This window comes from Rhodoluna miladensis (SeqCode), from assembly GCF_965234705.1.
Lineage (GTDB): Bacteria > Actinomycetota > Actinomycetes > Actinomycetales > Microbacteriaceae > Rhodoluna > Rhodoluna miladensis.
On record NZ_OZ248465.1, the window covers coordinates 990,533 to 1,015,111 of the forward strand.

Below are 24,579 nucleotides of genomic sequence, written 5' to 3' on the forward strand. Positions count from 1 at the left end.
CTAAATGGAGCAAGCTGAGAAAGCGGAAACTCGCATCGTCATTCTTGGCGACGAGACAACTACCGCTATCGGTGACGTAAAGGCCCTTGGTTGGGTCGGACGAGTTATCGCCAGAACCCCGATCGAAGATCCAATCATCGACATTTACAACGTGCCCTCTCCTGGTGAGACCAGCGCAAGCTTGCTGGAGCGCTGGGGCGGAGAAGTCCAGAGAAGATTCCGACCAGAAACTGACAATCGACTAGTGCTAGCACTTGGAAATTCCGATGCACGTGAGGGAGTTTCGGTTTCTCGATCAAGACTTAACATCGCAACCATCATTGATGAAGCACGCCGCAATGAAATTTCAGTTTTCGTGGTTGGCCCACCACCGAGTTTTGATAAAGCCCTCAACTACGAGATCGAGCACTTAGCCACTGGCTATGAAGATGTTTGCCGAAGAAGAAGTGTTCCGTTTGTGGATTTCTATCACCCGTTGGTTGATCACGAAGGCTTTAACGCAGAACTAGAAGTTTCCGCACGAAATATGCCAGCGCAAACTGGCTACGGCTTGATGGCTTGGTTGGTTCTAAACCGTGGTTGGTATCCATGGCTCGGATTGGAAGAAACCCAAAGTTAGTGTGACTGAGACTTTCTTATGAAGTCCAGAACTTTTTGAGCCAATTGTTTTGGTGGTTCCTCATCGCACGATCTAGTAATTGCCTTATTGAGATAAACCTCAAGATCGTATTCTTCTTCGCAAGAATCACAAAGCGCCAGGTGGGTGGTGATGTCCTTCTGGTCCTCTGGACGTAATTCATTGTGAAGATACTCGTGAACCAAGGACTTGGTTTCTTCGCAGTCAAACTCTGCCATTAGCTTTTCTCCGTTTTTGTTTCTGAGGGTAAATATCCTTGTTCTCTGGCGTATTCCGCAAGTAGCACTCGGAGCAATTTCTTGCCTCGGTGAAGACGGCTCATTACAGTTCCAACCGGAGTTCCCATAACCTCCGCGATTTCCGCATAGGGCAGACCATCCACAACTGCGTAGTAGACCACCATTCGAAACTCCTCTGGGATTTCGAGAAGCGACTTGCGGATTACCTCGGATGGGAGATTATCCAATGCCTCAAGTTCAGCTGATCGCGAGGTTGTTGCAGTTAGTGATTTTGCATCTCCCAGCTGCCAATCCTCGAGATCATCGAGGCCGCCCTTGGAAGGGTCCTTGGCTTTTTTGTTGTAGCTGTTGATGTGAGTGTTGGTCATGATTCGGTAGAGCCAAGCCTTAAGGTTGGTCCCCTGCTGGTACTGAGCCCAGGCAACAAAAGCTTTAGCCATGGCCTCTTGAACTAAATCTTCGGCGTCTGAGGGGTTTCTGGTCCAGCGAAGCGCCGCTCCGTAAAGCTGGGGCATAAGTGGGATTGCCTGCTGCTCAAAGTCCCGAATCTTGTCTTCGGAGGCCTTGTTGGGCTGGATTGTCATAGGTTCAGAGTCTAACAACCGGCCTGCTACGGCTTGCTCTAGCACTACTGACACCGCGGACTCCTAATGTTTTTGCATTACTGCTACTTTTAAAACCAATGACTGATGAAAGCTATTCCCGCCGCTGGGCCGCTCCCAGCACCCAAAATCAACTGGCAGCAACCATCAGCCTCCCGGGATCCAAGTCCCTAAACAATCGGGAGTTAGTTCTTTCAGCCCTCGCGGAAAGCCCAACTACCCTTCGTGACTGTCTTGTCTCTCGAGACTCCTCCTTGATGATTGAAGCCCTTCGCAAACTGGGCACACACATTGAGGTTTCCGGAACCACTGTGGTTGTAACTCCTAAGCCACTTTTAGGCCCGGCAGCAATTGATTGTGGACTGGCCGGAACGGTCATGCGATTTGTTCCAGCATTGGCTTCACTGGCCAACGGACAGATTGATTTCGATGGCGATTTAGCAGCTCGCAAGCGTCCAATGAAAACCACCATCGACTCGCTTCGCTCTCTCGGTGTTTTAGTCTCTGGGGAATCTCTACCGTTTTCTATCCAAGGCCAAGGAGAAGTTGAGGGAGGCGCAATTGAGATTGATGCATCGGCATCCTCACAGTTTGTTTCAGGTCTTTTACTGGTTGGCGCTAGGTTCAAAAACGGCCTAACTGTTTCACATGTTGGCAATCACTTACCTTCGATGCCACACATCGAGATGACAATTGAGTGCCTTCGCAACAGAGGCGTGGAAGCATCTCAAACCGGGCCTGCAAGCTGGAGAGTTGAACCAGGAGAAATTTCTGGCGGCGAAATAAGGATCGAACCCGATCTTTCAAACGCTGGTCCGTTTCTAGCAGCTGCCATGGTGGCTGGCGGTTCTGTGACAATTTCTAACTGGCCCAAGAAAACCACCCAAGTCGGAAATGACTTCGACGGCATACTGCAGCAAATGGGTGCAAGCGTTGAAAGAATAGGCAACGACCTAGTGATAACTGGAACTGGCACAATTCAAGGCGTAGATATTGACCTATCCACCGGCGGTGAACTCACGCCGGTAATTGCAGCCTTAGCTGCGTTAGCGAAGTCACCATCCCAGATTCGCGGTGTTGCCCATCTTCGAGGACACGAAACTGATCGCTTGAAGGCCCTCGTTAGCGAAATCAATTCCCTCGGTGGCGATGCCACCGAAACCGAAGATGGAATGGTCATCAGGCCAGCAAAGCTCCACGGCGGCACTTGGAAAACTTACGAAGATCACAGAATGGCTACCGCTGGTGCAATCATCGGGCTTGCAGTTCCGGGGGTTGAAATTGAAGATATCTCAGTAACTGCTAAGACCATTCCTGAGTTTGTTTCGCTCTGGGAGCAAATGCTAAAGGGTAGCACTTGAGCTGGCTCTACGAGCCCGAACCTGGCGAGCACGATCTTGATGAGACCGATGTTCGAGTAAGACCCAATCCCAAGGGCAATAAACCGCGAACAAAGATAAGACCCGATCATGACGGAGCGGCTCTTGGCTTATTAGTTGGCGTAGATAAAAACCGCTATCAAGTTCTTTTGCTGGACTCTCAGATCCAACTAAATGCCACCCTCGCCAAAGAGTTGCGCACCGATGGACCAGTGGTTGGAGACGTAGTTGCACTAACGGGAGATACCACAGGGGAAGATGGCGGCCTGGCAAGAATTGTGCGCATTGAACCGAGAACCACTCTGCTTCGAAGAAGTGCTGATGACAGCGACCAGGTTGAGCGGGTGATTGTGGCAAACGCCACTCAGCTTTTGATTGTGATTGCTGCGGCTAACCCAGAACCGAGAACTCGTCTTGTCGATCGATACTTGGCAGCTGCATTCGATGCAGGAATGAAGCCAATTATTTGTGTGACAAAAACAGATCTGCGGGACCCAGCCGAGTTTCTGGCTAGCTTTGCCGGATTGAGTATCCCAGTGGTTCAGACTCGATCCGACGAGTTTGATCTTGAAAAACTCCATGAGCTTTTGGCTGGTGAGGTAACGGTTTTGGTTGGTCACTCGGGAGTTGGAAAATCGACACTGGTAAACGCAATTGCACCTTCGGCTAATAGAGCCGTTGGGGTTGTCAACGATGTCACCGGTCGAGGACGACAGACCACCACTTCAGTGCGAGCAATCAAGTTATCAAAGGGGTGGATTATCGACACCCCAGGTATTCGATCCTTTGGTCTTGGTCACATCGATCCTAAAAACCTACTGCGCTCATTCGAGGACCTTTGGGAAACAATCCGGTCCTGCCCTAGGGGTTGTACTCACCTGGCCGATTCTCCTGATTGCGCATTGGATGAAGCCGTTGCCAGCGGAGCACTGGGGCCGCAGGCTGAATCCAGGGTGGATTCTCTGCGCCGACTTATGACTTCGCTAAGTTAGTAAGGGTGTTCACCTTCGATCAAGATCTCGCTCTAGCACTTGAGCTAGCCGATGCCGCCGATGCAATATCGCTTCCTCGCTTTCGCGCACTTGATCTAAACATCGAAACAAAACCTGACATGTCTCCGGTGACTGATGCGGATAAGTCCGTGGAGCAGGCCCTAATCACCCAGCTGGCCTTGAAAAGACCCGGTGATGCCATTGTTGGCGAAGAATTTGGCTCCAGCGGCAAGAGCGCAAGAAAGTGGATCATCGACCCAATCGATGGAACTGCCAACTTTGTTCGCGGGGTTCCGGTCTGGGCAACTCTGATTGCCCTAAGTATCGACGATAAGCCAACGGTTTCGGTTGTCTCCGCACCTGCACTTGGCGCTAGATGGTGGGCCGCTCCTGGAATCGGCGCTCACACCAAATCAGTCACCGGTAGTGAAAGAAAGCTAGCTGTTTCGAAGGTTTCCAAACTCGAGAATTGCTCACTGAGCTATAACAACCTGCAGCTTTGGCAATCAAGTCACTACCTGCCACAACTGCTAAAACTTTCCGAAGTCGTTTGGCGAACCAGGGCTTATGGAGATTTCTGGAGCTACATGTTGCTTGCGGAGGGTTCAGTTGATGTTGTGGCCGAGCACGATCTCAAGATTTACGATATTGCCGCTCTGGTGCCGATAATCGAGCAAGCCGGTGGGATGCTGACTGACTTCGATGGTGGATTTTCCGACTCCACGTCTAGTGTCTTGGCCACAAACAAGTTGCTACACCAAACCGTGATTGATTTTCTAGAAGACTAAACCTGAACTGAGTTAGCTCCAGCGTGAGGCTTTGTGCTCTGCAATAATTCGGCGGATGGTTCCGCTTCGCCCGCGGATAATCACGCTTTCAGTTCTTATCATCGGCCCTTTTCTTCGGACTCCCTCGAGCAGCTGTCCGTCTGTGACACCGGTTGCAATAAAGAATGTGTTATCGCTTCGAACAAGTTCGTTGACTTCATAGACGTAGTCCATCTTTAAGCCACGAGAAATTCCTATGTCTTTTTCTTGTTCATTTCGAGGCATAAGAATGCCCTGAATTAATCCGCCAAGCGCAGTCACCGCACAAGCCGTCACAACTCCCTCGGGTGAGCCACCAACTCCAAGGCACATATCTATTCTTGACTCACGGCTCGAGGCGTGAATAGAAGCCGCCACATCACCATCCAAAAGCAAGCGCGTTCCTGCTCCGGCTTCACGAATCTCGCGAATCAGATCTTCGTGTCTTGGACGATCTAGCACGGCAACAACGATTTCAGAAACGGATTTGTTCTTAGCTTTTGCCAATGCCCTGATGTTTTCTTCCACAGGCTTTCTTATGTCACAAACCCCAACGCCTTCTGGGCCTGTAACGAGTTTGTTCATATAAAAAATGGAAGAGGCATCAAGCATTGTTCCGCGATCGGCAACTGCGATCACAGAGATTGCGTTCTGACGCCCTGCCGCAGTGAGGGATGTTCCATCGATTGGATCAACTGCAATGTCGCACTTTGGCCCAATTCCGGTTCCCACCAGTTCGCCGTTGAACAACATCGGCGCGTTATCTTTCTCACCTTCGCCGATAACAACAAGCCCTTCGAAATTCACAGTTCCAAGAAAGGCCCTCATCGCATCGACCGCGGCTTTGTCGGCGTCGTTTTTGTGGCCTTTACCAATAAAAGGATGCGCACGAATTGCTGCGGCTTCGGTGGCTCTAACTAACTCAAGAGCTAGGTTTCTATCCGGATGCTCCACGGCACTTCCTGGTGCGGTCATAGAAGTACCCTACCGAGTCCAGCGGCGAATTGACTCCAAGGTCAGCTCTTTGCCCTTGCTACTGTAATGACATGGAGTTGATTGTCAGAGTCGCAGTGCCTTCGGATCTGGCCGAGCTGATTGCACTTGACGCAGAATGCTTCCCCAAAGGTAACACTGATCTAGAGCCAGCACCGGCCGGAGAAATTGAAACAGGTGTTGAAGACGGTGGCGTGTTTGTTGCCATCGCAGACAACATTGTTGTCGGGATGCTTCAGCTAGACAAAATCAGTTCAAACGAGTGGGAGCTACTAACGCTGGCTATTACTAGTTCGCATCGGAGTAAAGGCGTGGGTCAGGCCCTAATGGAAAGGTTCTTTGTTGAACTTTCACAAAGCCCCTACATGGTCGCCGTTTCTTGCATGACGTCCCCGAGCAACCAAGCCATGCAGGGTCTATTGGAGAGTTTCGGTTTTGTCCAGGTCGGACTCTTGGAAGATTACTTCGGTCTTGGAAAGCATCGGTTGAAATTTCAGCTCAACTGATTTTGCTAATCAATTTTCCCCACTGAAAGAAAGCTTTCCAAGTTGTCAAAGTAGCTTTCCATGCCCTCTTTAGAGGCCTCAGCTTGCTCCTGTTCCATCTCACCGAACTGTGAAAAGCGCACCACAGTGCCAGCATCCGTATTGCTGAAATCAATTTCAATTCGATGAGCTTCTGCGCCTGGTTCTCTGAGTGCAAACTCGAGTTCATCCTGTGAATAGTTCAAATCGTGGACCAGCTTTTGGTGAAGCTCGATAACGGAGTAGGTGCCCCAAAAGTATGCGTTAAAACCGTTGTCGGAAACATCAACGGCTATTGCCCACCTTCCTCCAACGACTGCCTCGCTGGTGGCAGATCCTGGAATGACTTTCAGAAATACTGGGCAATACCACTTTTCGAGTTCAGCGGATTTCGTCCAAGCGCTCCAGAGTCTTTCGACGGGAAATGGGAACGTGCGTTCTAAAAAGTACAGTGGCTGCATAGTTAAACGTTAAATCTAAACTCCACTACGTCGCCATCTTGCATGACGTAGTCCTTACCCTCCATGCGAACCTTGCCTTTAGCCTTGGCCTCTGCCATCGAGCCAGTTGCAACAAGATCGTCGAAGGAAACAATTTCTGCTTTAATAAACCCCCGCTGGAAGTCGGTATGGATAACGCCAGCTGCCTGCGGAGCGCTCCAGCCTTGCTTGATGGTCCAAGCTCTGGCTTCTTTAGGTCCGGCAGTTAGGTATGTCTGCAGTCCTAGAGTTCTAAATCCAATTCGGGCTAGCTGATCCAAACCAGATTCGTCTTGTCCCAGTGAGGAAAGAAGCTCCGCTGCTTCTTCTTTACTGAGGTCAATAAGTTCTGATTCAACCTTGGCATCTAGAAAGACCGCTTCGGCGGGAGCAACTAAGTCGGCCAATGCCTTTTTCTTGGCTGGGTCTGTCAAGATACCCTCGTCAACATTGAAGACGTAAATGATTGGTTTTGCAGTAAGTAACCCAAGTTCCTTGATTGAATCCAGGTCAATCTTGCTCGAGGATAACGGCTGGCCTGAATTTAGAATCGCGAGCGCTTCATCAACAGCTATCAGGGCCTCGGGCTCTGCTTTCTTGCCCTTAACTTCCTTTTCAATGCGAGGCTTGGCTTTTTCAAGGGTCTGCATATCAGCCAGAATCAACTCGGTGTTGATTGTTTCGATATCGGATGAAGGCTCGACCTTGCCGTCGACGTGAACCACATCAGAATCGCTGAAACCGCGCACTACCTGGGCAATGGCATCGGCTTCTCGAATGGTTGCGAGGAACTGGTTTCCAAGTCCTTCGCCTACAGAGGCGCCCTTAACGATTCCGGCGATGTCAACGAAAGATACCGGTGCGGCCAGGATCTTTTCGCTTCCAAAAAGCTCTGCGAGCTTGTCTAGGCGAGCATCGGGAAGATTCACCACACCAACATTTGGCTCAATGGTTGCGAACGGATAGTTCGCTGCCAGAACGTTGTTCTTGGTCAGTGCATTAAAGAGGGTCGACTTACCAACATTTGGTAGTCCCACTATTCCGATTGTTAGAGCCACGGGATACAAGCCTACCTGTCGCTAGCTACTGGCAGACTGTTAAGCATGTCTCTGGATTTCACCGCTATCGACTTCGAAACAGCCAATGGCTCCCCCGCCAGCCCTTGTGCTGTTGGGCTGGTTCGAGTGCGCAACGGCGAGATTGTCGATAGCTTCGAGTCCTTATTCCAACCACCTGCTGCTCACAACTGGTTTAGCGAGGGCAACATAGCGGTGCATGGCATAACCCCAAAGATGATTGAATCTGCCCCAGAGTTTTCCAGGATTTTGGACCAGATGCTTCAATTCATTGGAGAAGACGTCCTGATTGCGCACAACGCATCTTTTGACATGGGTGTTCTGCGTGCTGCTGCAGAAGCTGTTTCGGCAACGCTTCCAGAAATTAGCTACAGCTGTTCGGTGTCAATCTCGCGGAAGACCTACAACTTGGACAGTTATCGTCTAAACCAGGTTGCCTACGCCATCGGCCACGAGGAGTTCGACCACCACAATGCCCTGGCCGACAGCGATGCCTGCTCGAGAATTGTGATCCATGCCGCCGATCGCCACGGGGCTACGAATCTAGAGGAACTGCTAGTAGCCACCAAGCTGAAGCTAAAGAAGCTCTAACAAGACGGGACCTTGTCCAATCTTGTCGCTGGCTACTGGCATAGTTCTAAGCATGGAACTCATTTACCTTTCTTTAGGCCTAGTTATTGGCGCCGTTATTGGAGCACTAGTTGCTGCCCTTCGCTTTCGCTCCAAAAGCTCAGACTCATCTTTGGCAATTCAACTAGCCAGTGCGGAAGCTACAGTCACCGGGCTAAATGCCGCCTTGCTTCGAGCAGAAGAGGATCGGAAGCAGCGCGAAACAAGAGAGCGCGAAGAGTCTCGTTTGATTGCCGAACTAGCTCCAGTAAAAGATCGATTGGAGCAAATGCAAATCTCGGTGAAGGCCCTTGAGAAAGAGCGCACCGAGCAGTTCGGCACAATTCAGGAACAGCTAAAAAACGCCATCGCCTCAGATGATCAGCTGAGAAAAACTACTCAGGCACTTTCTCAGGCTTTGTCTTCTAATTCCATTCGCGGCGTTTGGGGAGAAACCCAGCTTAGGAAGTTAGTTGAGCTTGCTGGGCTAATCAAGCATGCCGACTTTAGTGAACAGGCAACATTTTCCACTGACAGCGGATCTGGCCGAGCCGATTTGATTATCAATCTTCCTGGTGGAAAATCCCTGGCGATTGATTCGAAGGTTCCCTTCAATTCCTACCAAGAAGCCTCGGCTATCTCGGAATTGGCCGAAGGTGATGACGCCAGGCGCAGATCAGAACTCATCGCAGCTCACGTCAAAGCAATGAAGGTTCACATCGATGCACTTTCTGGAAAAGAGTATTGGACTGGACTAAACGCATCACCTGATTTTGTTATTGCGTTTGTTCCTTCCGAGTCGTTGTTGTCGGCAGCACTAGATGCTGATCCTGCTTTGCTGGAGTATGCGTTCAAGAAGAATGTGGCACTTGCTTCTCCAGTTAGTTTGTTCTCGGTTCTAAAAACAATCAACTACATCTGGCGTCAGAACGCTGATGAAGGTTCGGTTCGAACCATGATCAAGCTTGGAAAAGAACTTTATGAGCGCATCGGGAAAATTGCTGAGCATGCTGAGAAACTAGGACGGTCAATAACTTCAACCGTGAAGGACTACAACGTCTTTATCTCATCTCTTGAATCCAGGGTCTTAGTGACCGCTCGAAAGCTAAATGACCTCGATGAAAACCAGTTGGGTACTGATGAGATCATTTCTCCAGCTCCGCTGGAATCTGCGCCGGATAGCATCACCGCTAGCGAACTACAAAAAGACACCCAAAAAGACTAGGTTTTTCCAAGCCTCAGAGGCCTTAATTGGGGGCCTGAGGGCGTTGGCTATACTTTTTAGAAGTGCTCACAAAGGTGTTTGCAGCTGAAAAATCACCGGAAAATCTGATCTCCGGACCCAATGAAAAATCCGCAAAGGAACCTGCATGTCTGGCAACACCACCAAGTCACCTATTGTGACCCTGACTCCTGCACCAACTCTTGACCGCACATATTTCGTCACCAATCTTCACTCAGGTGCGGTAAACCGAGCCGACTCAGTGGGCGAAGAATTAGCCGGTAAAGGCATCAACGTAGCTCGCGCATTGCATTTGGCTGGAATTGAAGCTCCCGGTGTTGTGCCAATCGGTAACGCTGAGAAGGGAATTCTTGAGCGAACTGGTTCCAAGAAGTTTTTGATTCCAATGTGGATCGAAGGAACCATTCGAGTTTCAACCACAGTCCTAGAACACGATGGACCCACCACAAAAATCAACGAGGCTCCTAAGCCCCTCACTCATGAAGAGTGGATGCGTGTTATTGACCTGACAGAGCAAACCGTTAAAGACAACGATGCGAAGTGGTTGGTAGTTGCAGGTGCTCTCCCGATCGATCAGTCAACTGGAACATTTGTTGATCTACATCCAATTTTTGAACGAATGGCCAAACTTGGTGTACGCGTGGCCCTTGACACCTCCGGTGAGCCTCTTGCCTACTGGGTTAGACAAGGTGATGCAGCAATCTTGAAGCCAAACGCCGAAGAGTTGGCATCAGCTGTTAAGCGCTCTTTACTAACCAACGGAGATGTGGTTGAAGCTGCTCGTGAGCTTTGCGCGCACGGTGTTGAGTGTGTACTAGCGTCTCTGGGATCCGATGGAATGCTAGCTGTCACAAAAAACCGAGCTTGGGGCACCCGAACTACTCCGGTTAAAGTAATAAACACTGTTGGAGCTGGCGATGCCACTTTGGCAGGATTCCTAGCGGCAATAACAAAAAATCCACTATCCGAAGGCCACGAAGATATTGGTGTGGAATTCAACGTGCCTGTGGGTGCGATGACTGCCGTCCAGTGGGGGGCCGTAAAGGTAGGCCAGCCAACCAGCGGACTAGAAAACATTGACAATCTGCCAGAGGTGTTTCTAACCGAAGATGTTGATCTTTCGGCCAAGCTAAAAGAACCAGCCGTTTACAAGGAGAACTAGAGATGCCAGTAGCCTCACCGGATGCTTACCTAGAAATGCTCGATCGAGCCAAGTCTCAGAAATTTGCCTACCCCGCCATCAACGTGTCTTCTTCCTCAACAGCTATTGCCGCTTTGCAGGGTCTTCAGCAGGCAGGCTCGGACGGCATTCTTCAGGTCTCAACAGGTGGTGCCGAATACTGGTCGGGTGCCAGCGTAAAGTCCATGGCAATTGGTGCCCAAGCGATGGCCGCCTTCGTTCGCGAAGCTGCCAAGGGGTATGGCATCACCGTTGCACTCCACACCGATCACTGCGCCAAGCACCAATTAGATGGTTTCGTGCGTCCACTTCTTGAAATTTCTGCTGAGCGAGTAAAGAAGGGCCAAGAGGCGCTCTTCAATTCACACATGTGGGATGGCTCTGCTGTACCGCTAACCGAAAATCTAGAAATTGCTAAAGAGCTTCTAGCTAAGAGCAAAAACGTTGGATCAATTCTTGAAATCGAAGTTGGAGTTGTTGGTGGAGAAGAAGATGGCATTGAAGGTGGAATGGGCGAGCACCTGTTCACTACCGTCGAAGACGGAATGGCTACCGCCGCTGCCCTAGGTCTCGGTGAAAACGGTCGCTACCTGACAGCGCTAACATTTGGAAACGTTCACGGAAGCTATAAGCCTGGAAGTGTTCAGCTTCGCCCGGAACTGTTGGATGAAATTCAAAAAGCAGTGGGACAGAAATATTCCAAGAACCTGCCGTTTGACCTGGTATTCCACGGTGGCTCTGGTTCAACTGCTAAAGAAATCTCAGATGCCGTGAGCTTCGGAGTTATCAAGATGAACATTGATACCGACACTCAGTACGCATTCACCAGGGCAATCGCCGGACACATGTTTGCAAACTACGACGGCGTTCTGAAGATCGACGGCGAAGTTGGAAACAAGAAGACTTATGACCCTAGAGTCTGGGGCAAGCTAGCCGAGGCATCAATGGCTGCCCGAGTTGTTGAGGCTGCTGCTCAGTTGGGATCAGCCGGAAAGTCTGCGACGGCCTAAGTTGCGAGACCCGTTCTACGACAACGGCAACCCGAGGTTCACAGGGAAATACAAAGACGGCCAGATGCATGGTTCCTGGAAGTTCTATCGCAAAGATGGTTCGCTAATGAGAAGCGGCAAATTCAACTTAGGTAAGCAGATTGGTGTTTGGATTACTTATGACCGAAGTGGTCACCCACACAAAGAAACAGACTTTGGCTCCTAGGAGCGCTTGACCTTGTTGCTGGTGTCTTGACCCGCGCTCTTGAGATCCTTGCGTAGCTCCTTTGGAAGAGAGAACTGAACGTCTTCCTCGGCGGTTGTGATCTCAGTTGGGGCTCCGTAGCCGCGTTCGGCTAAGTATTCAAGAACCTGATCAACCAGTTCTTCTGGTGCTGAAGCTCCCGAGGAAACGCCTACTGTTTCTACTCCCTCAAACCACTTCTCCTGGATCTCGCTGGCGTAGTCAATTCGGTAAGCGGCCTTAGCCCCTGCCTCTAAAGCAACTTCGACTAGACGAACGGTGTTTGAGGAGTTAGCAGATCCAACTACTAGAACTAGATCAGATTCGGCTCCAACTTTTTTGATGGCAACCTGACGGTTCTGGGTTGCATAGCAGATGTCATCGCTAGGCGGGTTTTGCAAAGTTGGGAACTTCTCACGAAGTTTTATAACAGTCTCCATGGTTTCATCGACTGAAAGAGTTGTCTGAGAAAGCCAAATTACTTTCTTTGGATCTTTGACCTTGGCGTTTGCAACGCCATCTTTTCCATCAATGAGCTGAACGTGATCTGGTGCTTCACCAGCAGTTCCTTCTACTTCCTCGTGGCCTTCGTGGCCGATAAGCAGAATGTCATATTCCTCTTGCGCAAATCTCTGCACCTCTCGGTGCACTTTTGTGACAAGTGGGCAAGTTGCGTCAATAGTGTTTAGTCCTCGCGCTTCCGAAGCCTTCACAACCGCAGGTGAAACTCCGTGCGCTGAGAAAACTAGAACTGAACCCTCTGGGACTTCATCAACTTCGTTCACAAAGATTGCTCCGCGTTTTTCTAGTCCGGTGACGACGTGCTTGTTATGGACAATTTCCTTGCGGACATAAACCGGCGCTCCATAGTGATCGAGGGCCTTCTCAACCGCGATAACTGCGCGGTCGACGCCAGCGCAGTATCCTCTTGGGGCGGCCAGAAGCACGCGCCGCGGGGCGGTATTGTTTATTTGGGTCACAGCCCAAGTCTACGAGAGATAATCAGCCCTCCCTAAGGAATAGCCATGTCGGAGATCCAATCAGGTGAATCCTCCGAATCGAGAGTTTCCAGCGAGCAAACGCCCTGGTCGGTAGCCAATTTCACAAACACTCTCAAAGAGTGGATAACGCGACTTGGCAATGTTTGGGTCGAAGGTCAGATCTCTCAGATAAGCCCTAAAAAGGACGTTTTCTTCGGGGAACTGCGCGATCTAGTTGCGGACAAAGGCTTCTCAATTCACTCCAGAAGACCAGACGTGTTAGCAGCTGTTAGCGAATTATCTGCTGGAGATCGAGTAGTTGCTCTGGTTCACCCAGATTTTTGGGAAAGATCTGGAAAGACCAGCATGGATGTTTTGGCTATTCGAAAAGTTGGCCTTGGTGAACTGCTGGAGCGAATTGAACGTCTGCGTCAGCAGTTAATCAAAGAGGGTCTGACGCTTGCAGAACGTAAGCAACCTTTACCCTTTTTACCAAACCTAATTGGGCTTATCACCGGCGCGAATAGTGATGCGGAAAAGGATGTACTGCAGAATACCAAAGCCCGCTGGCCTGAGGTTCGCTTCAAGGTTCAACACACACCAGTACAGGGCGACAAAGCTGCTCCGGAAATCATCAAGGCTATTGAGCTTTCGGATGCCGACCCAGAAGTTGATGTGATTGTTTTGGCGCGCGGTGGTGGGAGCTTCCAAGATCTGCTGGTTTTTTCGGATGAAAAAGTTGTCCGAGCAGTTGCAAACTGCAAGACACCAATAGTTAGTGCCATCGGCCACGAAAACGACAGGCCCCTAACTGATGAAGTTGCAGACGTTCGAGCCTCGACTCCAACCGACGCCGCCAAGCTAATCGTTCCGGACGTTATTGAAGAGCGCAAAAAAATAGTGCAAGCACTGGAGCGAATCAGTCTTCGGGTGGTGGGTTTTGTTCAGAATCAAATTGAACTAATTCTTGGAATACGCTCTCGACCGATTCTTGCTAATCCATTCACGCTGGTGGACGAGCGAGCTCTCCAAATTTCTCAGCTTGAACAAAGTCTTTCTAGCCAGATAAACAACACCTTAGAAAAACAACAGCTTCTAATCACTGGGCTAAGGGGTCAAGTCAGAGCGCTATCCCCAAAGCTAACTCTCGATCGCGGGTACGCGGTTGTGCGCGATCTCAATGGCCATGTCTTGACCGAACCGAGACAAGCAAAGACGGGACAGAAGCTAAAGATCACCCTTTCTGGGGGCGATCTTGGAGCCACCGCAGATTGAAAGTAGGCTTGAGGCACAATGACTGAAAACAACAAAGACGTAGCGAGCATGAGCTACGAGCAGGCGCGTGATGAGCTGGTCAAAGTTGTTGCCGAGCTTGAGGCCGGATCCGCCACTTTAGAAACTTCTATGCAGCTTTGGGAACGCGGCGAGGCACTGGCGGACAAGTGCGAGCAGTGGCTATCAGGAGCTCGCGCTACCCTCCAAAAAGCAGCGAAGACTAAGAAGAGCTCTGCTGAATGAGTGATGCTGCGGCACAGCGAAGGGCCAGACAAACTCTAAACAACCTTCTGCTTTCGCTTGCGGCAACCGTTAGCGTGATGGTGCTTCTGGTTCTAGCGGTACCGCGCGATGACTCTAACCGAGTTGCACCTGTTGACTATGTTGCTATCGCGGAGCAAGCCGCAACCGAGACCAGTGGCAAGTTATTGATTCCGAGTATTCCAGTGGATTGGTATTCCAATGCTGCTCGCTACCGTTCCTCGGACCAAGATGGTGTTGCCAATTGGTATGTTGGTTTTGTGGGTCCCAACAGCGAATTCCTAGCAATGACTCAGGGGTTGGATGTGAATCAAACCTGGATACAGCTAATGCTGGAGTCAAACAAGCCAACCGGCAAAGTTGAGCTTGCGGGCCAGAGCTGGCAGATTTTTGAGAGCGTTCGTGAAAACAATCCACCTAAGTCCAAGGACTACATGATGGTTTTGGAATACGACAAGAACGCAGTATTTGTCTATGGGGTTGCCCCCACCGAAGTGTTTGAGGATTTTGTACTTAAGTTAACTCTGCAGATCGAAGGGCAATAACTTGATTACCACACCTAGCCAGGCATATAAAAAGTTCATGGAGGGAAATCAGCGATTTATCGAAGGAAACCCCTCGCACCCAAGACAAGACGTCGAACACCGAACTGAAATAGCGGCGAGCCAGAAACCATTTGCTGCTCTTTTTGGATGTTCGGATTCAAGGCTTTCGGCAGAAATCATTTTTGATGTTGGCCTTGGAGATCTGTTTGTTGTGCGAAACGCTGGCCAAGTAATTGCCGAGACTATCCTGGGTTCTCTCGAGTACAGCGTGGAGGTGCTTGAGGTGCCGCTAATTGTGATCTTGGGCCACGACAGCTGCGGGGCGATTCAGGCAACCATGGCATCTGATGCGGGGACCCTGAAAACTTCGGGGGAATTCATCCAAAACTTAGTTGGAAGAATCCAACCCACGGTGGATGCGGCCAAGCTTGCCGGTACCAACTCAATCGATGAAATCACCGATTTGCACGTGAAAGACACTGTGGCCGAGCTAGTTAGCCGTTCCAAGCTAATCGATAGCGCCATTAGAAGCGGTAAATTAGCTGTTGTGGGAGCAACGTACAAACTTGCTCTTGGCAAGGTGACACCGCTTGTCACCGTTGGAAACGTCAACTAAGGCCCTAAGAAAGGCTCGATTTTCGTGGAATACCGAATTGAACGCGACACCATGGGTGAAGTTCAAGTCCCCAAGAATGCTCTTTACGCAGCGCAAACCCAAAGAGCGGTAGAGAACTTCCCGATTTCGGGCTCCACTCTGGAGCGTGCCCACATCGCTGCTCTGGCACAAATCAAAAAAGCCGCCGCTTTGGCAAATGCTTCGCTTGGAGTTCTCGATAAAGAAATAGCTAACGCAATCGCAAAAAGTGCCGATGAGGTAATCGGTGGGACTCTAGATGAGCACTTCCCGGTCGATGTCTACCAGACCGGATCTGGAACTTCCTCAAACATGAACATGAATGAGGTTCTTGCAACTCTTGCAACAAAGCACCTTGGTAAAAGTGTTCACCCGAATGATCACGTCAACGCTTCGCAGTCTTCCAATGATGTCTTTCCAACTTCTGTCCACCTAGCGGTGACCTCAGCGTTGATCAACGATTTGATTCCAGCCTTGGATTACCTAGCTAAGAAACTTGAAGTAAAAGCTAAGTCCTGGACTGGCGTTGTGAAAGCTGGTCGTACTCATTTGATGGATGCGACCCCGGTGACACTTGGTCAGGAATTTGGCGGCTATGCCGCCCAAATTCGCTACGGCATCGAACGGATTCAATCTTCAATTCCTCGAGTTGCTGAAGTTCCACTCGGTGGCACGGCGGTTGGAACCGGAATCAACACACCAAAGGGTTTCCCTCAGGCGGTAATCAAACTTCTTGCCGACCAGACCAAGCTTCCAATCACTGAAGCTCGCGATCACTTTGAAGCCCAGGGAGCAAGAGATGCGCTCGTTGAAGCATCCGGTGCATTAAGAGTTTTGGCAGTTAGCCTCACAAAAATCAACAACGACCTTCGATGGATGGGCTCAGGACCAAACGCAGGGCTTGGAGAACTATCCATTCCTGATCTGCAGCCAGGCTCTTCAATAATGCCCGGCAAGGTAAACCCAGTTGTTCCTGAGGCAGTTTTGATGGTTTGCGCACGAGTCATAGGAAATGACCAGACCGTTGCCTGGGCAGGGGCTTCTGGAAACTTTGAACTTAACGTTGCAATTCCGGTGATGGGCAACGCCCTATTGGAATCCATTAGATTACTTGCCAATTCATCAAAGGTCTTGGCAGATAAGACCATTGAGGGCCTTGAAGTTAACACCGAAAGAGCAAGGGCTCTGGCTGAGTCTTCTCCTGCAATTGTGACTCCGCTGAACAAGGTAATTGGCTATGAGGCTGCTGCGAAGATTGCTAAGCACTCGGTTGATAAGTCAATTACCGTTCGAGAAGCAGTTATCGCCTTAGGTTTTGTTGAGCGTGGCGAGATTACATTAGAGCAGCTCGATGCAGCTCTCGATGTTCTTTCTATGACCAAACCGCCAAAGTAACCGCACCTAAAAAACCTGCAATCAAATATGGCCCCAGCGGCATTGATCCGCCAAGCTTTATCTTTTTCCTCAGCAATAGCCAGAACGCAACTACTCCTGCAGTTAGAAAACTAATCCCTAGCGCGATTATCGGCAGAAGTGGTGAAAACCAACCTAGAGCAAGTGCCATGACTGTCATCAGCTTGACATCCCCCATGCCAAGAAGCCCGAGTCGGTTAATCAATAGTGAAAGACCGAACGTCACAACACCAGCCAAAAGTGCCCAAAGCATGTTCACAAATCCGGCTCCAGTAAAACCTGCCAATAGTTGACCGAGCCAAGTGATTGGAAAAGCAGGCAGGACGTATTTGTTTGGAAGTCGCCGCTCAAGAATATCGGTCTTGGCTAAGGGCCAAGCCGTAAGAACCAAATAGCCAAGACCGAGTGCCGAAAACAACGAGGAGAGATTTTCAAACACCCGCTCAGGGTATTGATGCTGTTCTTACTTCGGGAAAGTTATCCCCAAGCACTTACCGGTCCAATAGCTCCGTGACCAAAGCTGCGATTGCACTTCGCTCGGAGCGAGTCAAGGTGATGTGAGCAAACAGTGACTGGCCCTTGAGGGTCTCAATCACTGAAGCGATTCCGTCGTGCCTACCGACCCTGAGGTTGTCGCGCTGAGCCACATCGTGAGTCAAGATCACTCTGGAGTTTTGGCCAATGCGGGACAAAACAGTGAGCAGAACGTTTCTTTCCAGCGACTGAGCCTCGTCAACAATCACAAAGCTGTCGTGTAGAGACCGTCCTCGAATGTGGGTCAGCGGAAGCACCTCGAGCAGGCCACGATCCTGGATGTGCTCGATTACTTCTTTGGAAACCAGTGCGCTTAGGGTGTCAAAGATTGCCTGGCCCCAGGGGTTCATCTTTTCGGCCTCGGTGCCTGGAAGGTAGCCAAGCTCCTGTCCGCCAACTGCATAAAGGGGTCTAAAGACCATGATCTTCTTATGCTGGCGTCTCTCAACTACCGCTTCCAGTGCCGCACACAGCGCCAAGGCCGACTTTCCGGTACCGGCTCTACCCCCCATCGAGACAATTCCAATTTCCTGATCCAACAGGTAATCAATGGCGAGACGTTGCTCGGCAGATCTTCCTTGAACCCCAAACACTCCGCGATCTCCTCGCACGAGCTTGACCTTCTTGTTTGCAGTTACGCGGCCGAGTGCGTGTCCTCTTTCTGAGGAGATAACTAGACCGCTGTTCACCGGCAGACTTGCGGCCTCTGGGTGAGAAATTTCCTCATTGTCGTAAAGCTCTGCCATCTGATCAGCGCTTAGCGCTAGCTCGCTAATTCCGCTCCAGCCAGAATCGGTAGCAAGTTCGTTCAGGTACTCCTCCGCCCGCATTCCAAGACTTGCAGCCTTGACTCGCATTGGAAGATCCTTTGAAACAACGGTGACGTTGAAACCCTCGTTGGAGAGGTTCATGGCTACCGAAAGAATGCGCGAATCGTTATCGCCAAGCTGGAATCCAGTTGGCAGTACCGACTGGTCGCTGTGGTTTAGCTCAACCCGTAGGGTTCCTTTGTCGCCAACCTCAATTGGAAAATCAAGTCGCTGATGCTTTTGGCGAAGGTCATCTAGGTGCCTGAGGGCCACTCTTGCGAAGTAACCGATTTCAGGATCGTGGCGCTTTTTCTCAAGCTCATTGATCACCACGATTGGTATGACGACTTCGTGTTCCTCGAAGCGGAACATGGCCTTTGGATCGGAAAGCAAAACTGAGGTGTCCAGCACGAAGGTTCTCACCGCCTGGTCGTTCTTGGTTTGGTTCTTGGCGGTTGAAGCAGCTTCGGCTTTAGGCAATTATTCCTCCATAGTTTCAGGCTTAGCTTTAAGGTAAATCCTCAGATGGAGTTGGAGCGCTAACAACACGCCCGAATCAAGGGTCGCCTAAGCGCCGAAGCGGCGGTGCCTGCGGGTAAAAGCTCGGATCGCCCGAAGAAAGTCCACCCGGCGAAAATCAGGCCAGAGTGCTTCCTCGAAGTAAAGCTCGGAGTTGCTGGATTGCCAAAGCAAGAAACCACTCAGTCTTTGTTCACCTGAGGTTCTAATAATCAGATCTGGGTCGGGTTGATCTGAGGTGTAGAGGTGCTTGGCAATAAGTTCAGGAGTGAGTGAGTCTGCAAGTTTCTCAAGATCGGATCCGTGGCTGATTGAATCCCTAACGATTGAACGCATAGCGTCTGTTATTTCTTGGCGACCGCCATATCCGATAGCAAGGTTGACTTGGGCACCTTGAGTGTCACGGCTAGCCAATTCGCTTTGCTCAAGCACATTCAGGAAGTTAGGTGGCAGGGAGCTTCGATCGCCAACTAAGCGCAGCTTCCAGTTGCCTCGGCGCACCATTTCTTGGGCAAGATCGGTGAGGATAACAAGTAGGTCCTTGAGCTCTTCGGAATCACGTTTTTTCAAATTCTCGGTCGATAGCAGGTACAAAGTGACAACTGGGACTTGCAAACCATCGCACCACGAAAGAAAGTCAAAAATCTTCTGTGCTCCAGCTACGTGACCCTCTTTGGCTTTTGAGCCATTCTTCTTTCCCGCCCAGCGTCTATTGCCATCAAGCATTACTGCGATGTGCTGAGGGATGTTGGACTTATCTAGCTGACGCTCAAGTCGCCCTTCATAGAGTCGATAAACCAGATTTCGCACTTCTTAAGGTTACTGCTGGAAAAGCAAACTAGGGTTGAATCATGACCAACGGCCCATCCAACGAGACTCCGATGCATCTGCCCCTGTCTGAGATCTCCGAAACGGTGGCTGAAACCAAGCCCACCTGGAGAGGTTGGATCCACACCGGAATCCTTCCACTGGTCATCGCCGGAGGCATTGTTCTTTTGGTGGTAGCCGATGGATTGGTTGCCAAAGTTGCAGCAGCTATTTTCTTCGCCGGTTCGGTACTGCTGTTTGGAACCAGCGCTATTTACCATCGCTTTAACTGGGGTCCGAAAGCAAAACTTGCGCTCAAGCGCTTCGATCACGCCAACATCTTTTTGCTAATCGCCGGTAGCTATACCCCGGTGACCTTGCTGGCCCTACCGCAAGAAAAGGGTCTGCTGCTAATAATTGCAATCTGGACGGTTGCCCTACTTGGAATTGGATTTAGGGTCTTCTGGATTGGTGCACCGAGGTGGCTATACGTCGTGATATACATCGCCATGGGCTGGGCAGCAGTTGTCTACCTACCGGAACTTCTAGCGGCAAATCTTGCAATGATGCTACTTATCTTGATCGGTGGATTGCTCTACACACTCGGTGCGGTCTTCTACGCGATGAAAAGACCTAATCCATTCCCCGGGCACTTTGGCTTCCATGAGATTTTTCACACATTTACCGCTCTGGCATTTATGTGCCACTGGAGCGCAGTGCTACTTATTTCCCTGTCCCCAGTTGTGGGGTCCTTCGGTTAGGAACTAGCGTTCGGGTTTTTCGGGCGGTGCTGGTCGATCGGGCTTACTTGATAAGCCATAGCCCGTGCTTGATTCTGAAGCTTCTGCCTGCTCCTGATCTAGCAGTTCAGCAATTTCGGCACGGTAGCGAACGCGTCGGATCCTTCGAACGAGGTCCCAAATAATCAGCAGGGATGCTGCTGCCAAACCGAAGGTGGCTAGAAAGCCAACCACACCTGGGCTGTACCAGGTGTCATCGATTATTACTTCGCCGGGGGCAGGGGTTTCCGAGAGGATCGCAAAAAGTTTCATAACTCAAGTATGAACTACGAATCTCGGTTAACCTTAAGCCGTGAGTGAAAATCTTCTTGAGAAGCGATACGGGGCTGGATCAACCCGCAAAAAAGACCGAGTATTCGCAATAGTCATTGGGTCTATCGCTCTGGTGGCCTTTCTAGTTTGGGCTCTAATTTTCACCATCGACGATGCTCAAAAAATCGGCACTCGAGATGTTGGCTTCACAGTCAATAATGAATTCTCAACCGAAGTCGTTTTTGAAGTCACTAGGCAACTTGGCCAAAAAGTGATGTGCGATGTCCAAGTGCTTAGCCAAAGCTATGCCGTGGTTGGGTTCAAAACCATTGCTGTAGAACCCTCAGCAAACCGCTCAGTTGTGGTTTCAACCGTTGTGAACACCACAGAACTTGGCACAACCGGCTTGGTTGATAGCTGCCGTTGAAAGTAAGCTTTAGAGATTATGTCTGAACCTAACGAAGCGACCTGGCTTACCCAGGAGGCCTTTGACCGCCTTGCTGACGAGCGCGAGCACCTAATCACAGTTGCACGAGGAGATATCGCCAAGCGGATTCAGGAAGCTCGTGAAGAAGGTGACCTGAAGGAAAACGGTGGCTACCATGCCGCCAAAGAAGAGCAGGGCAAGATCGAAGCCCGAATCAATCGCATTGAAGAGATTCTCGCAACTGCTCAGGTGGGGCAAGCCCCCAAAGCGCACGGTGTAGTTGAGCAAGGCCTGGTAGTCACAGTGAATCTAAACGGAAGCGAAAAGAAGTTTTTGTTGGGAAGCGCAGAAATCAACGACGACAGCGTTGAGGTTTATAGCCCGGACTCACCAATTGGCAGTGCAATTCTCGGCAAGAAAGTTGGCGAGGAACTTCAGGTGTTTTTGCCTAATGGCAAAGCTATTTCAGTAAAGATTCTTAGCGTAGCGAACGCTTAGTCTTCTCTCGGCTTCTCGAGTCTTGGGCGAAGCCCGGCTTTTTCTAGGGCCTTCACAACTTCCATTCGGTGCTCGTGACCACTGGTTTCAACCGACAGGTTCAACTCAACTTCACTAATCTGCAAGCCATTTCCATGTCTTGTGTGCAGCACCTCAACAACGTTTGCATGCGCTCCCGCAATAACTTCAGCGGTAAGTGCAAGTTGACCTGGGCGGTCAGGAAGCATCACGGAGAAATTGGTGTACCGATCCGAAGCAGATAGCCCGTGACGAATCACTCTCTGAAGTAGCAGCGGGTCCATGTTTCCGCCGGACAAAATGGCAATGGTCTTGCCCTTGGCTTTGGCTTTGCCGTTCATCAGTGCTGCAACTGCTACCGCACCGGCTGGTTCGACTACTTGCTTGGAACGCTCAAGTAAAACCAAGATGGCCTGAGCAATGTCATTTTCTGAGACTGTGACAACCTTGTCGATGTGTTGCTTGATTAGCTCAAAAGGCACTCGACCTGGCTTTGCAACAGCGATACCGTCAGCGATAGTTGGGGTTGCAACCACTTCGGTGATCTTTCCAGCCTTGATGGAAACTGGATACGGCGCGACGTTTTCAGCTTGCACGCCGATGATGCGAATTTTCTTGCCTCTGGCCTGAGCGGTCAGCTTGGCCGCCACTGCAACTCCAGCAGCTAGACCGCCGCCGCCGATTGCCACAACAATTGTTGCAACATCAGGATGTTGCTCCATGATTTCTAGACCTACGGTTCCTTGACCCAAGACCACATCGATGTGATCAAAAGGGGGAATGAATATTTCGCCAGTTTCTTTAGCCTGCTCTTGAGCTGCCTTCAGGGCCTCGGCAAAGGTTGCTCCAACTAGAACAACTTTCGCACCGTAGTTTCTGGTTGCCGCAACTTTTGGTAGCGATGCGCCAAATGGCATGTACACAGTTGCCTTGATGCCCAGCTTCTTGGCAGCTAGAGCTACTCCTTGAGCGTGATTTCCAGCAGAGGCTGCAATTACACCTTTTTTCTTTTCTTCTTTGCTCAGCTTGCTCATGCGGTTAAATGCGCCGCGAACTTTGTAAGCGCCGGTGCGCTGAAGGTTTTCACACTTTAGCCAAACTTCCTGGCCAACAAACTTGGAGAGGTAGTGGGAGTGCAGAACTGGAGTTTCAATCGCAACTTGTCTAACGTTGGCAAGAGCTTTCTCAAACTCACTCAGGGCAGGAACAGCTACCGGAGGCTGGTTGGACATTGGCGGCCTTTCAAAAAACTATCTAGCCCCCAAGTTTAGTTAGGTTTGAGCCCTAGAACTTAGTCCCCATGGTGCGAATTCTCTCAATGCGCTGTGGAATTGGAGGGTGGGTGGAAAAGAGCCGCTCAGTGAATCCAGGCCTGATGGGGTCATTTAGGAACATGTGAGCCATTGAGGCACTGACCTTTTGCATGGGCCGCCCATACTCGCCCAGCTTGTTTAGAGCGCTGGCCAATCCATCCGGATAACGAGTGATCTCAATCCCAGTTGCATCGGCTAGGTACTCTCGCTGCCTCGATACCGCAGCACTGACAATTGGACCGATAAACCAGGCAATCACGCTAGCCACCACACCAATGATCAAAAAGATTGCACCGGCTCCATCACGTGATTTGCTGCCTCCCGCGAAAAAAGCTGCTCGGATAGCAAAGTCCGCAAGAATTCCAACAGCACTTACTAACCCAAAGACAATTGTTGAAACTCGGATGTCATAGTTTCGAATGTGTGCGAGCTCATGGGCCATAACACCCTCGAGCTCGTTATCGTCCATGATCACCAGTAGTCCCGTCGTGGCGGCAACAATGGCGTGTTCTGGGTCGCGCCCCGATGCGAAAGCATTAGGGGCTGGGTCGTTGATGATGTAAACCTTTGGCATCGGAATTCCCTCAGCTATCGAAAGATTCTCAACAATGCGCCACAATCTAGGATTGTCTGCTTTTTGAATCTCCACTGCGCCTGTAAGACCGATGGCGATCTTGCCGGCCATGTAGTACTGGAAGATTGTGTAAACCAAAACAAAGCCAACGATGAAAAGTGCTGATGAGCCATTGCCGGAGGCGGTTCCCCACCAGATTGAAAGCCCACTAAGCAGTGCAACGAAAAGCACCACGATGATTATCGTGTTGCGCTTGTTGGCAGCTATCGCTGAATACATGAGGTCAGTCTATAAAACTAGAAGGTGGCTTTAGGAGGTTCTGAGATGCTTGCGCTATCTGCCACCTCGAAGAATTCACGCTCAGGGAAACCTAGGGATTTCACAAAAAGATTCTGAGGGAACTGCAAGACCTTGGTGTTCAGCTCCCTAACCCCGCCGTTATAGAAGCGACGTGAAGCCATGATCTTGTCTTCGGTGTCGCTGAGTTCAGCCTGGAGCTGAAGGAAGTTCTGACTTGCCTGCAGTACTGGATAGGCCTCGGCAACTGCGAACAGTGACTTCAGGGCTCCCTGAAGCATGTTCTCGGCTTGACCGGCTTGCTCAGGGTGAGCCAGAGCATCTGGAGAAACAGTTGCGGCTCTTGCCGCAGTCACGGCTTCAAATACTTGACGCTCATGAGAGGCGTAACCCTTAACGGTTTCGATCAAGTTTGGGATTAGGTCAGCGCGACGCTTTAGCTGAACTGTGATATCGCTCCAGGCTTCGTCAACTCGAACGTTGAGTGCAACCAGCGCGTTGTAGGTGGACCAGAGCCACAGCCCGACGAGAACTACGAGGCCAGCAACTACCAATAGTGCGATTTCCAAAGTTACCCCTTACAAGATTTTTACCTATTGAAAAGGGTAAGCCAAACCTGCCTAAAAACTTC

31 protein-coding genes are annotated in these 24,579 nt (G+C 50.5%); 18 read left to right on the plus strand and 13 right to left on the minus strand.

Going from position 1 to position 24,579, the window contains the following annotated elements; all coding sequences use genetic code 11:
* Positions 1 to 4: 4 nt before the first annotated feature.
* Positions 5 to 619: a GDSL-type esterase/lipase family protein gene (locus tag AC8GDC_RS04940; RefSeq protein ID WP_506557554.1), complete on the plus strand. Its 615-nt coding sequence runs from the start codon at positions 5 to 7 to the stop codon at positions 617 to 619.
* On the opposite strand, the gene AC8GDC_RS04945 is transcribed toward AC8GDC_RS04940, so the two are convergent.
* Positions 616 to 855, minus strand: coding sequence for a zf-HC2 domain-containing protein (locus AC8GDC_RS04945; protein ID WP_506557555.1), 240 nt, complete (start codon positions 853 to 855; stop codon positions 616 to 618). The genes AC8GDC_RS04940 and AC8GDC_RS04945 overlap by 4 nt on opposite strands.
* Positions 855 to 1,460 (minus strand): sigma-70 family RNA polymerase sigma factor, encoded by a 606-nt coding sequence (locus AC8GDC_RS04950; RefSeq protein ID WP_506557556.1) that lies wholly within the window; start codon positions 1,458 to 1,460, stop codon positions 855 to 857. The genes AC8GDC_RS04945 and AC8GDC_RS04950 overlap by 1 nt, the downstream gene beginning before the upstream one ends.
* Before the next feature lie 98 nt (positions 1,461 to 1,558).
* Between AC8GDC_RS04950 and aroA the strand changes: the two genes are divergently transcribed.
* From aroA to AC8GDC_RS04965, 3 genes are read left to right on the plus strand one after another with little or no spacing between them, the layout of a single operon-like run.
* Positions 1,559 to 2,839, plus strand: a complete 1,281-nt coding sequence (gene aroA, locus AC8GDC_RS04955) for a 3-phosphoshikimate 1-carboxyvinyltransferase (protein ID WP_506557557.1) — start codon at positions 1,559 to 1,561, stop codon at positions 2,837 to 2,839.
* The gene (rsgA, locus tag AC8GDC_RS04960) at positions 2,836 to 3,849 is read left to right on the plus strand and encodes a ribosome small subunit-dependent GTPase A (RefSeq protein WP_506557558.1); all 1,014 of its coding nucleotides are present in this window, start codon (positions 2,836 to 2,838) and stop codon (positions 3,847 to 3,849) included. The genes aroA and rsgA overlap by 4 nt, the downstream gene beginning before the upstream one ends.
* 5 nt (positions 3,850 to 3,854) lie before the next feature.
* Complete coding sequence (locus AC8GDC_RS04965) at positions 3,855 to 4,637, plus strand: inositol monophosphatase family protein (RefSeq protein ID WP_506557559.1); 783 nt, start codon at positions 3,855 to 3,857, stop codon at positions 4,635 to 4,637.
* A 12-nt stretch (positions 4,638 to 4,649) separates the two neighbouring features.
* Here AC8GDC_RS04965 and glpX read toward each other — a convergent pair whose 3' ends face one another.
* Complete coding sequence (gene glpX, locus AC8GDC_RS04970; RefSeq protein WP_506557560.1) at positions 4,650 to 5,630, minus strand: class II fructose-bisphosphatase; 981 nt, start codon at positions 5,628 to 5,630, stop codon at positions 4,650 to 4,652.
* 71 nt (positions 5,631 to 5,701) lie between these two features.
* Here glpX and AC8GDC_RS04975 point away from each other — a divergent pair, with 71 nt between their 5' ends.
* On the plus strand, positions 5,702 to 6,154 hold the full coding sequence (locus AC8GDC_RS04975; protein WP_506557561.1) for a GNAT family N-acetyltransferase: 453 nt from the start codon (positions 5,702 to 5,704) through the stop codon (positions 6,152 to 6,154).
* A gap of 5 nt (positions 6,155 to 6,159) precedes the next feature.
* Here AC8GDC_RS04975 and AC8GDC_RS04980 read toward each other — a convergent pair whose 3' ends face one another.
* A complete protein-coding gene (locus AC8GDC_RS04980) occupies positions 6,160 to 6,633 on the minus strand; it encodes an SRPBCC family protein (RefSeq protein ID WP_506557562.1) in 474 nt (157 codons plus the stop codon).
* 2 nt (positions 6,634 to 6,635) lie between these two features.
* Positions 6,636 to 7,709: a redox-regulated ATPase YchF gene (gene ychF, locus AC8GDC_RS04985; RefSeq protein WP_506557563.1), complete on the minus strand. Its 1,074-nt coding sequence runs from the start codon at positions 7,707 to 7,709 to the stop codon at positions 6,636 to 6,638.
* A 45-nt stretch (positions 7,710 to 7,754) separates the two neighbouring features.
* Here ychF and AC8GDC_RS04990 point away from each other — a divergent pair, with 45 nt between their 5' ends.
* From AC8GDC_RS04990 to AC8GDC_RS05010, 5 genes are all read left to right on the plus strand, one after another.
* Positions 7,755 to 8,318, plus strand: coding sequence for a 3'-5' exonuclease (locus AC8GDC_RS04990; protein ID WP_506557564.1), 564 nt, complete (start codon positions 7,755 to 7,757; stop codon positions 8,316 to 8,318).
* A gap of 52 nt (positions 8,319 to 8,370) precedes the next feature.
* Positions 8,371 to 9,561: a DNA recombination protein RmuC gene (locus AC8GDC_RS04995; protein ID WP_506557565.1), complete on the plus strand. Its 1,191-nt coding sequence runs from the start codon at positions 8,371 to 8,373 to the stop codon at positions 9,559 to 9,561.
* A 145-nt stretch (positions 9,562 to 9,706) separates the two neighbouring features.
* Positions 9,707 to 10,741, plus strand: coding sequence for a 1-phosphofructokinase family hexose kinase (locus tag AC8GDC_RS05000; RefSeq protein ID WP_506557566.1), 1,035 nt, complete (start codon positions 9,707 to 9,709; stop codon positions 10,739 to 10,741).
* Positions 10,742 to 10,743: 2 nt separating this feature from the next.
* Entirely contained in the window at positions 10,744 to 11,769 is a 1,026-nt protein-coding gene (gene fbaA / locus AC8GDC_RS05005; protein ID WP_506557567.1) for a class II fructose-bisphosphate aldolase, read from the plus strand.
* A 1-nt stretch (position 11,770) separates the two neighbouring features.
* Positions 11,771 to 11,974, plus strand: coding sequence for a toxin-antitoxin system YwqK family antitoxin (locus AC8GDC_RS05010; RefSeq protein ID WP_506557568.1), 204 nt, complete (start codon positions 11,771 to 11,773; stop codon positions 11,972 to 11,974).
* Here the strand turns inward: AC8GDC_RS05010 and AC8GDC_RS05015 are convergent.
* Positions 11,971 to 12,972 carry a 4-hydroxy-3-methylbut-2-enyl diphosphate reductase gene (locus AC8GDC_RS05015; RefSeq protein ID WP_506557569.1) on the minus strand — a complete coding sequence of 334 codons (1,002 nt, stop codon included), beginning with the start codon at positions 12,970 to 12,972 and terminating at the stop codon, positions 11,971 to 11,973. The genes AC8GDC_RS05010 and AC8GDC_RS05015 overlap by 4 nt on opposite strands.
* A gap of 45 nt (positions 12,973 to 13,017) precedes the next feature.
* On the opposite strand from AC8GDC_RS05015, the gene xseA reads away from it, so the two are divergent.
* The 5 genes from xseA to AC8GDC_RS05040 are packed head-to-tail and all read left to right on the plus strand — an operon-like array spanning position 13,018 to position 17,082.
* Complete coding sequence (xseA, locus tag AC8GDC_RS05020; protein WP_506557570.1) at positions 13,018 to 14,247, plus strand: exodeoxyribonuclease VII large subunit; 1,230 nt, start codon at positions 13,018 to 13,020, stop codon at positions 14,245 to 14,247.
* 18 nt (positions 14,248 to 14,265) lie between these two features.
* Positions 14,266 to 14,490, plus strand: a complete 225-nt coding sequence (locus AC8GDC_RS05025) for an exodeoxyribonuclease VII small subunit (protein ID WP_506557571.1) — start codon at positions 14,266 to 14,268, stop codon at positions 14,488 to 14,490.
* Positions 14,487 to 15,053 (plus strand): DUF4245 family protein, encoded by a 567-nt coding sequence (locus AC8GDC_RS05030; protein ID WP_506557572.1) that lies wholly within the window; start codon positions 14,487 to 14,489, stop codon positions 15,051 to 15,053. The genes AC8GDC_RS05025 and AC8GDC_RS05030 overlap by 4 nt, the downstream gene beginning before the upstream one ends.
* A 1-nt stretch (position 15,054) precedes the next feature.
* Positions 15,055 to 15,669: a carbonic anhydrase gene (locus AC8GDC_RS05035; protein ID WP_506557573.1), complete on the plus strand. Its 615-nt coding sequence runs from the start codon at positions 15,055 to 15,057 to the stop codon at positions 15,667 to 15,669.
* A gap of 51 nt (positions 15,670 to 15,720) precedes the next feature.
* On the plus strand, positions 15,721 to 17,082 hold the full coding sequence (locus tag AC8GDC_RS05040) for a class II fumarate hydratase (RefSeq protein ID WP_506558471.1): 1,362 nt from the start codon (positions 15,721 to 15,723) through the stop codon (positions 17,080 to 17,082).
* Here the strand turns inward: AC8GDC_RS05040 and AC8GDC_RS05045 are convergent.
* From AC8GDC_RS05045 to AC8GDC_RS05055, 3 genes are all read right to left on the minus strand, one after another.
* Positions 17,060 to 17,539: a prepilin peptidase gene (locus AC8GDC_RS05045; protein WP_506557574.1), complete on the minus strand. Its 480-nt coding sequence runs from the start codon at positions 17,537 to 17,539 to the stop codon at positions 17,060 to 17,062. The genes AC8GDC_RS05040 and AC8GDC_RS05045 overlap by 23 nt on opposite strands.
* A gap of 52 nt (positions 17,540 to 17,591) precedes the next feature.
* A complete protein-coding gene (gene phoH2 / locus AC8GDC_RS05050; protein ID WP_506557575.1) occupies positions 17,592 to 18,923 on the minus strand; it encodes an RNA 5'-3' helicase PhoH2 in 1,332 nt (443 codons plus the stop codon).
* Positions 18,924 to 19,010: 87 nt separating this feature from the next.
* Complete coding sequence (locus AC8GDC_RS05055; RefSeq protein ID WP_506557576.1) at positions 19,011 to 19,772, minus strand: isoprenyl transferase; 762 nt, start codon at positions 19,770 to 19,772, stop codon at positions 19,011 to 19,013.
* 41 nt (positions 19,773 to 19,813) lie between these two features.
* Between AC8GDC_RS05055 and trhA the strand changes: the two genes are divergently transcribed.
* Positions 19,814 to 20,530 carry a PAQR family membrane homeostasis protein TrhA gene (gene trhA, locus AC8GDC_RS05060; RefSeq protein ID WP_506557577.1) on the plus strand — a complete coding sequence of 239 codons (717 nt, stop codon included), beginning with the start codon at positions 19,814 to 19,816 and terminating at the stop codon, positions 20,528 to 20,530.
* Positions 20,531 to 20,533: 3 nt separating this feature from the next.
* Here trhA and AC8GDC_RS05065 read toward each other — a convergent pair whose 3' ends face one another.
* On the minus strand, positions 20,534 to 20,821 hold the full coding sequence (locus tag AC8GDC_RS05065) for a hypothetical protein (protein WP_506557578.1): 288 nt from the start codon (positions 20,819 to 20,821) through the stop codon (positions 20,534 to 20,536).
* A gap of 40 nt (positions 20,822 to 20,861) precedes the next feature.
* Between AC8GDC_RS05065 and AC8GDC_RS05070 the strand changes: the two genes are divergently transcribed.
* Positions 20,862 to 21,248: a DUF4307 domain-containing protein gene (locus AC8GDC_RS05070; protein ID WP_506557579.1), complete on the plus strand. Its 387-nt coding sequence runs from the start codon at positions 20,862 to 20,864 to the stop codon at positions 21,246 to 21,248.
* Positions 21,249 to 21,266: 18 nt separating this feature from the next.
* Entirely contained in the window at positions 21,267 to 21,746 is a 480-nt protein-coding gene (gene greA, locus AC8GDC_RS05075) for a transcription elongation factor GreA (protein ID WP_506557580.1), read from the plus strand.
* Here the strand turns inward: greA and ilvA are convergent.
* The 3 genes from ilvA to AC8GDC_RS05090 are packed head-to-tail and all read right to left on the minus strand — an operon-like array spanning position 21,743 to position 24,511.
* Positions 21,743 to 22,996: a threonine ammonia-lyase gene (gene ilvA / locus AC8GDC_RS05080; RefSeq protein WP_506557581.1), complete on the minus strand. Its 1,254-nt coding sequence runs from the start codon at positions 22,994 to 22,996 to the stop codon at positions 21,743 to 21,745. The two genes, greA and ilvA, sit on opposite strands and share 4 nt — an antisense overlap.
* Before the next feature lie 52 nt (positions 22,997 to 23,048).
* Positions 23,049 to 23,930 carry a M48 family metalloprotease gene (locus tag AC8GDC_RS05085; protein ID WP_506557582.1) on the minus strand — a complete coding sequence of 294 codons (882 nt, stop codon included), beginning with the start codon at positions 23,928 to 23,930 and terminating at the stop codon, positions 23,049 to 23,051.
* 17 nt (positions 23,931 to 23,947) lie between these two features.
* Positions 23,948 to 24,511, minus strand: coding sequence for a LemA family protein (locus AC8GDC_RS05090; RefSeq protein ID WP_506558472.1), 564 nt, complete (start codon positions 24,509 to 24,511; stop codon positions 23,948 to 23,950).
* Positions 24,512 to 24,579: the final 68 nt, after the last annotated feature.

Coding starts and splice junctions, on each gene's coding strand:
- AC8GDC_RS04940 (WP_506557554.1), top strand. CDS start 5: ATGGAGCAAGCTGAGAAAGCGGAAACTCGCATCGTCATTCTTGGCGAC.
- AC8GDC_RS04945 (WP_506557555.1), bottom strand. CDS start 855: ATGGCAGAGTTTGACTGCGAAGAAACCAAGTCCTTGGTTCACGAGTAT.
- AC8GDC_RS04950 (WP_506557556.1), bottom strand. CDS start 1,460: ATGACAATCCAGCCCAACAAGGCCTCCGAAGACAAGATTCGGGACTTT.
- aroA (WP_506557557.1), top strand. CDS start 1,559: ATGACTGATGAAAGCTATTCCCGCCGCTGGGCCGCTCCCAGCACCCAA.
- glpX (WP_506557560.1), bottom strand. CDS start 5,630: ATGACCGCACCAGGAAGTGCCGTGGAGCATCCGGATAGAAACCTAGCT.
- AC8GDC_RS04975 (WP_506557561.1), top strand. CDS start 5,702: ATGGAGTTGATTGTCAGAGTCGCAGTGCCTTCGGATCTGGCCGAGCTG.
- AC8GDC_RS04980 (WP_506557562.1), bottom strand. CDS start 6,633: ATGCAGCCACTGTACTTTTTAGAACGCACGTTCCCATTTCCCGTCGAA.
- AC8GDC_RS04990 (WP_506557564.1), top strand. CDS start 7,755: ATGTCTCTGGATTTCACCGCTATCGACTTCGAAACAGCCAATGGCTCC.
- AC8GDC_RS04995 (WP_506557565.1), top strand. CDS start 8,371: ATGGAACTCATTTACCTTTCTTTAGGCCTAGTTATTGGCGCCGTTATT.
- AC8GDC_RS05000 (WP_506557566.1), top strand. CDS start 9,707: ATGTCTGGCAACACCACCAAGTCACCTATTGTGACCCTGACTCCTGCA.
- fbaA (WP_506557567.1), top strand. CDS start 10,744: ATGCCAGTAGCCTCACCGGATGCTTACCTAGAAATGCTCGATCGAGCC.
- xseA (WP_506557570.1), top strand. CDS start 13,018: ATGTCGGAGATCCAATCAGGTGAATCCTCCGAATCGAGAGTTTCCAGC.
- AC8GDC_RS05025 (WP_506557571.1), top strand. CDS start 14,266: ATGACTGAAAACAACAAAGACGTAGCGAGCATGAGCTACGAGCAGGCG.
- AC8GDC_RS05030 (WP_506557572.1), top strand. CDS start 14,487: ATGAGTGATGCTGCGGCACAGCGAAGGGCCAGACAAACTCTAAACAAC.
- AC8GDC_RS05040 (WP_506558471.1), top strand. CDS start 15,721: ATGGGTGAAGTTCAAGTCCCCAAGAATGCTCTTTACGCAGCGCAAACC.
- trhA (WP_506557577.1), top strand. CDS start 19,814: ATGACCAACGGCCCATCCAACGAGACTCCGATGCATCTGCCCCTGTCT.
- AC8GDC_RS05065 (WP_506557578.1), bottom strand. CDS start 20,821: ATGAAACTTTTTGCGATCCTCTCGGAAACCCCTGCCCCCGGCGAAGTA.
- greA (WP_506557580.1), top strand. CDS start 21,267: ATGTCTGAACCTAACGAAGCGACCTGGCTTACCCAGGAGGCCTTTGAC.
- ilvA (WP_506557581.1), bottom strand. CDS start 22,996: ATGTCCAACCAGCCTCCGGTAGCTGTTCCTGCCCTGAGTGAGTTTGAG.
- AC8GDC_RS05085 (WP_506557582.1), bottom strand. CDS start 23,930: ATGTATTCAGCGATAGCTGCCAACAAGCGCAACACGATAATCATCGTG.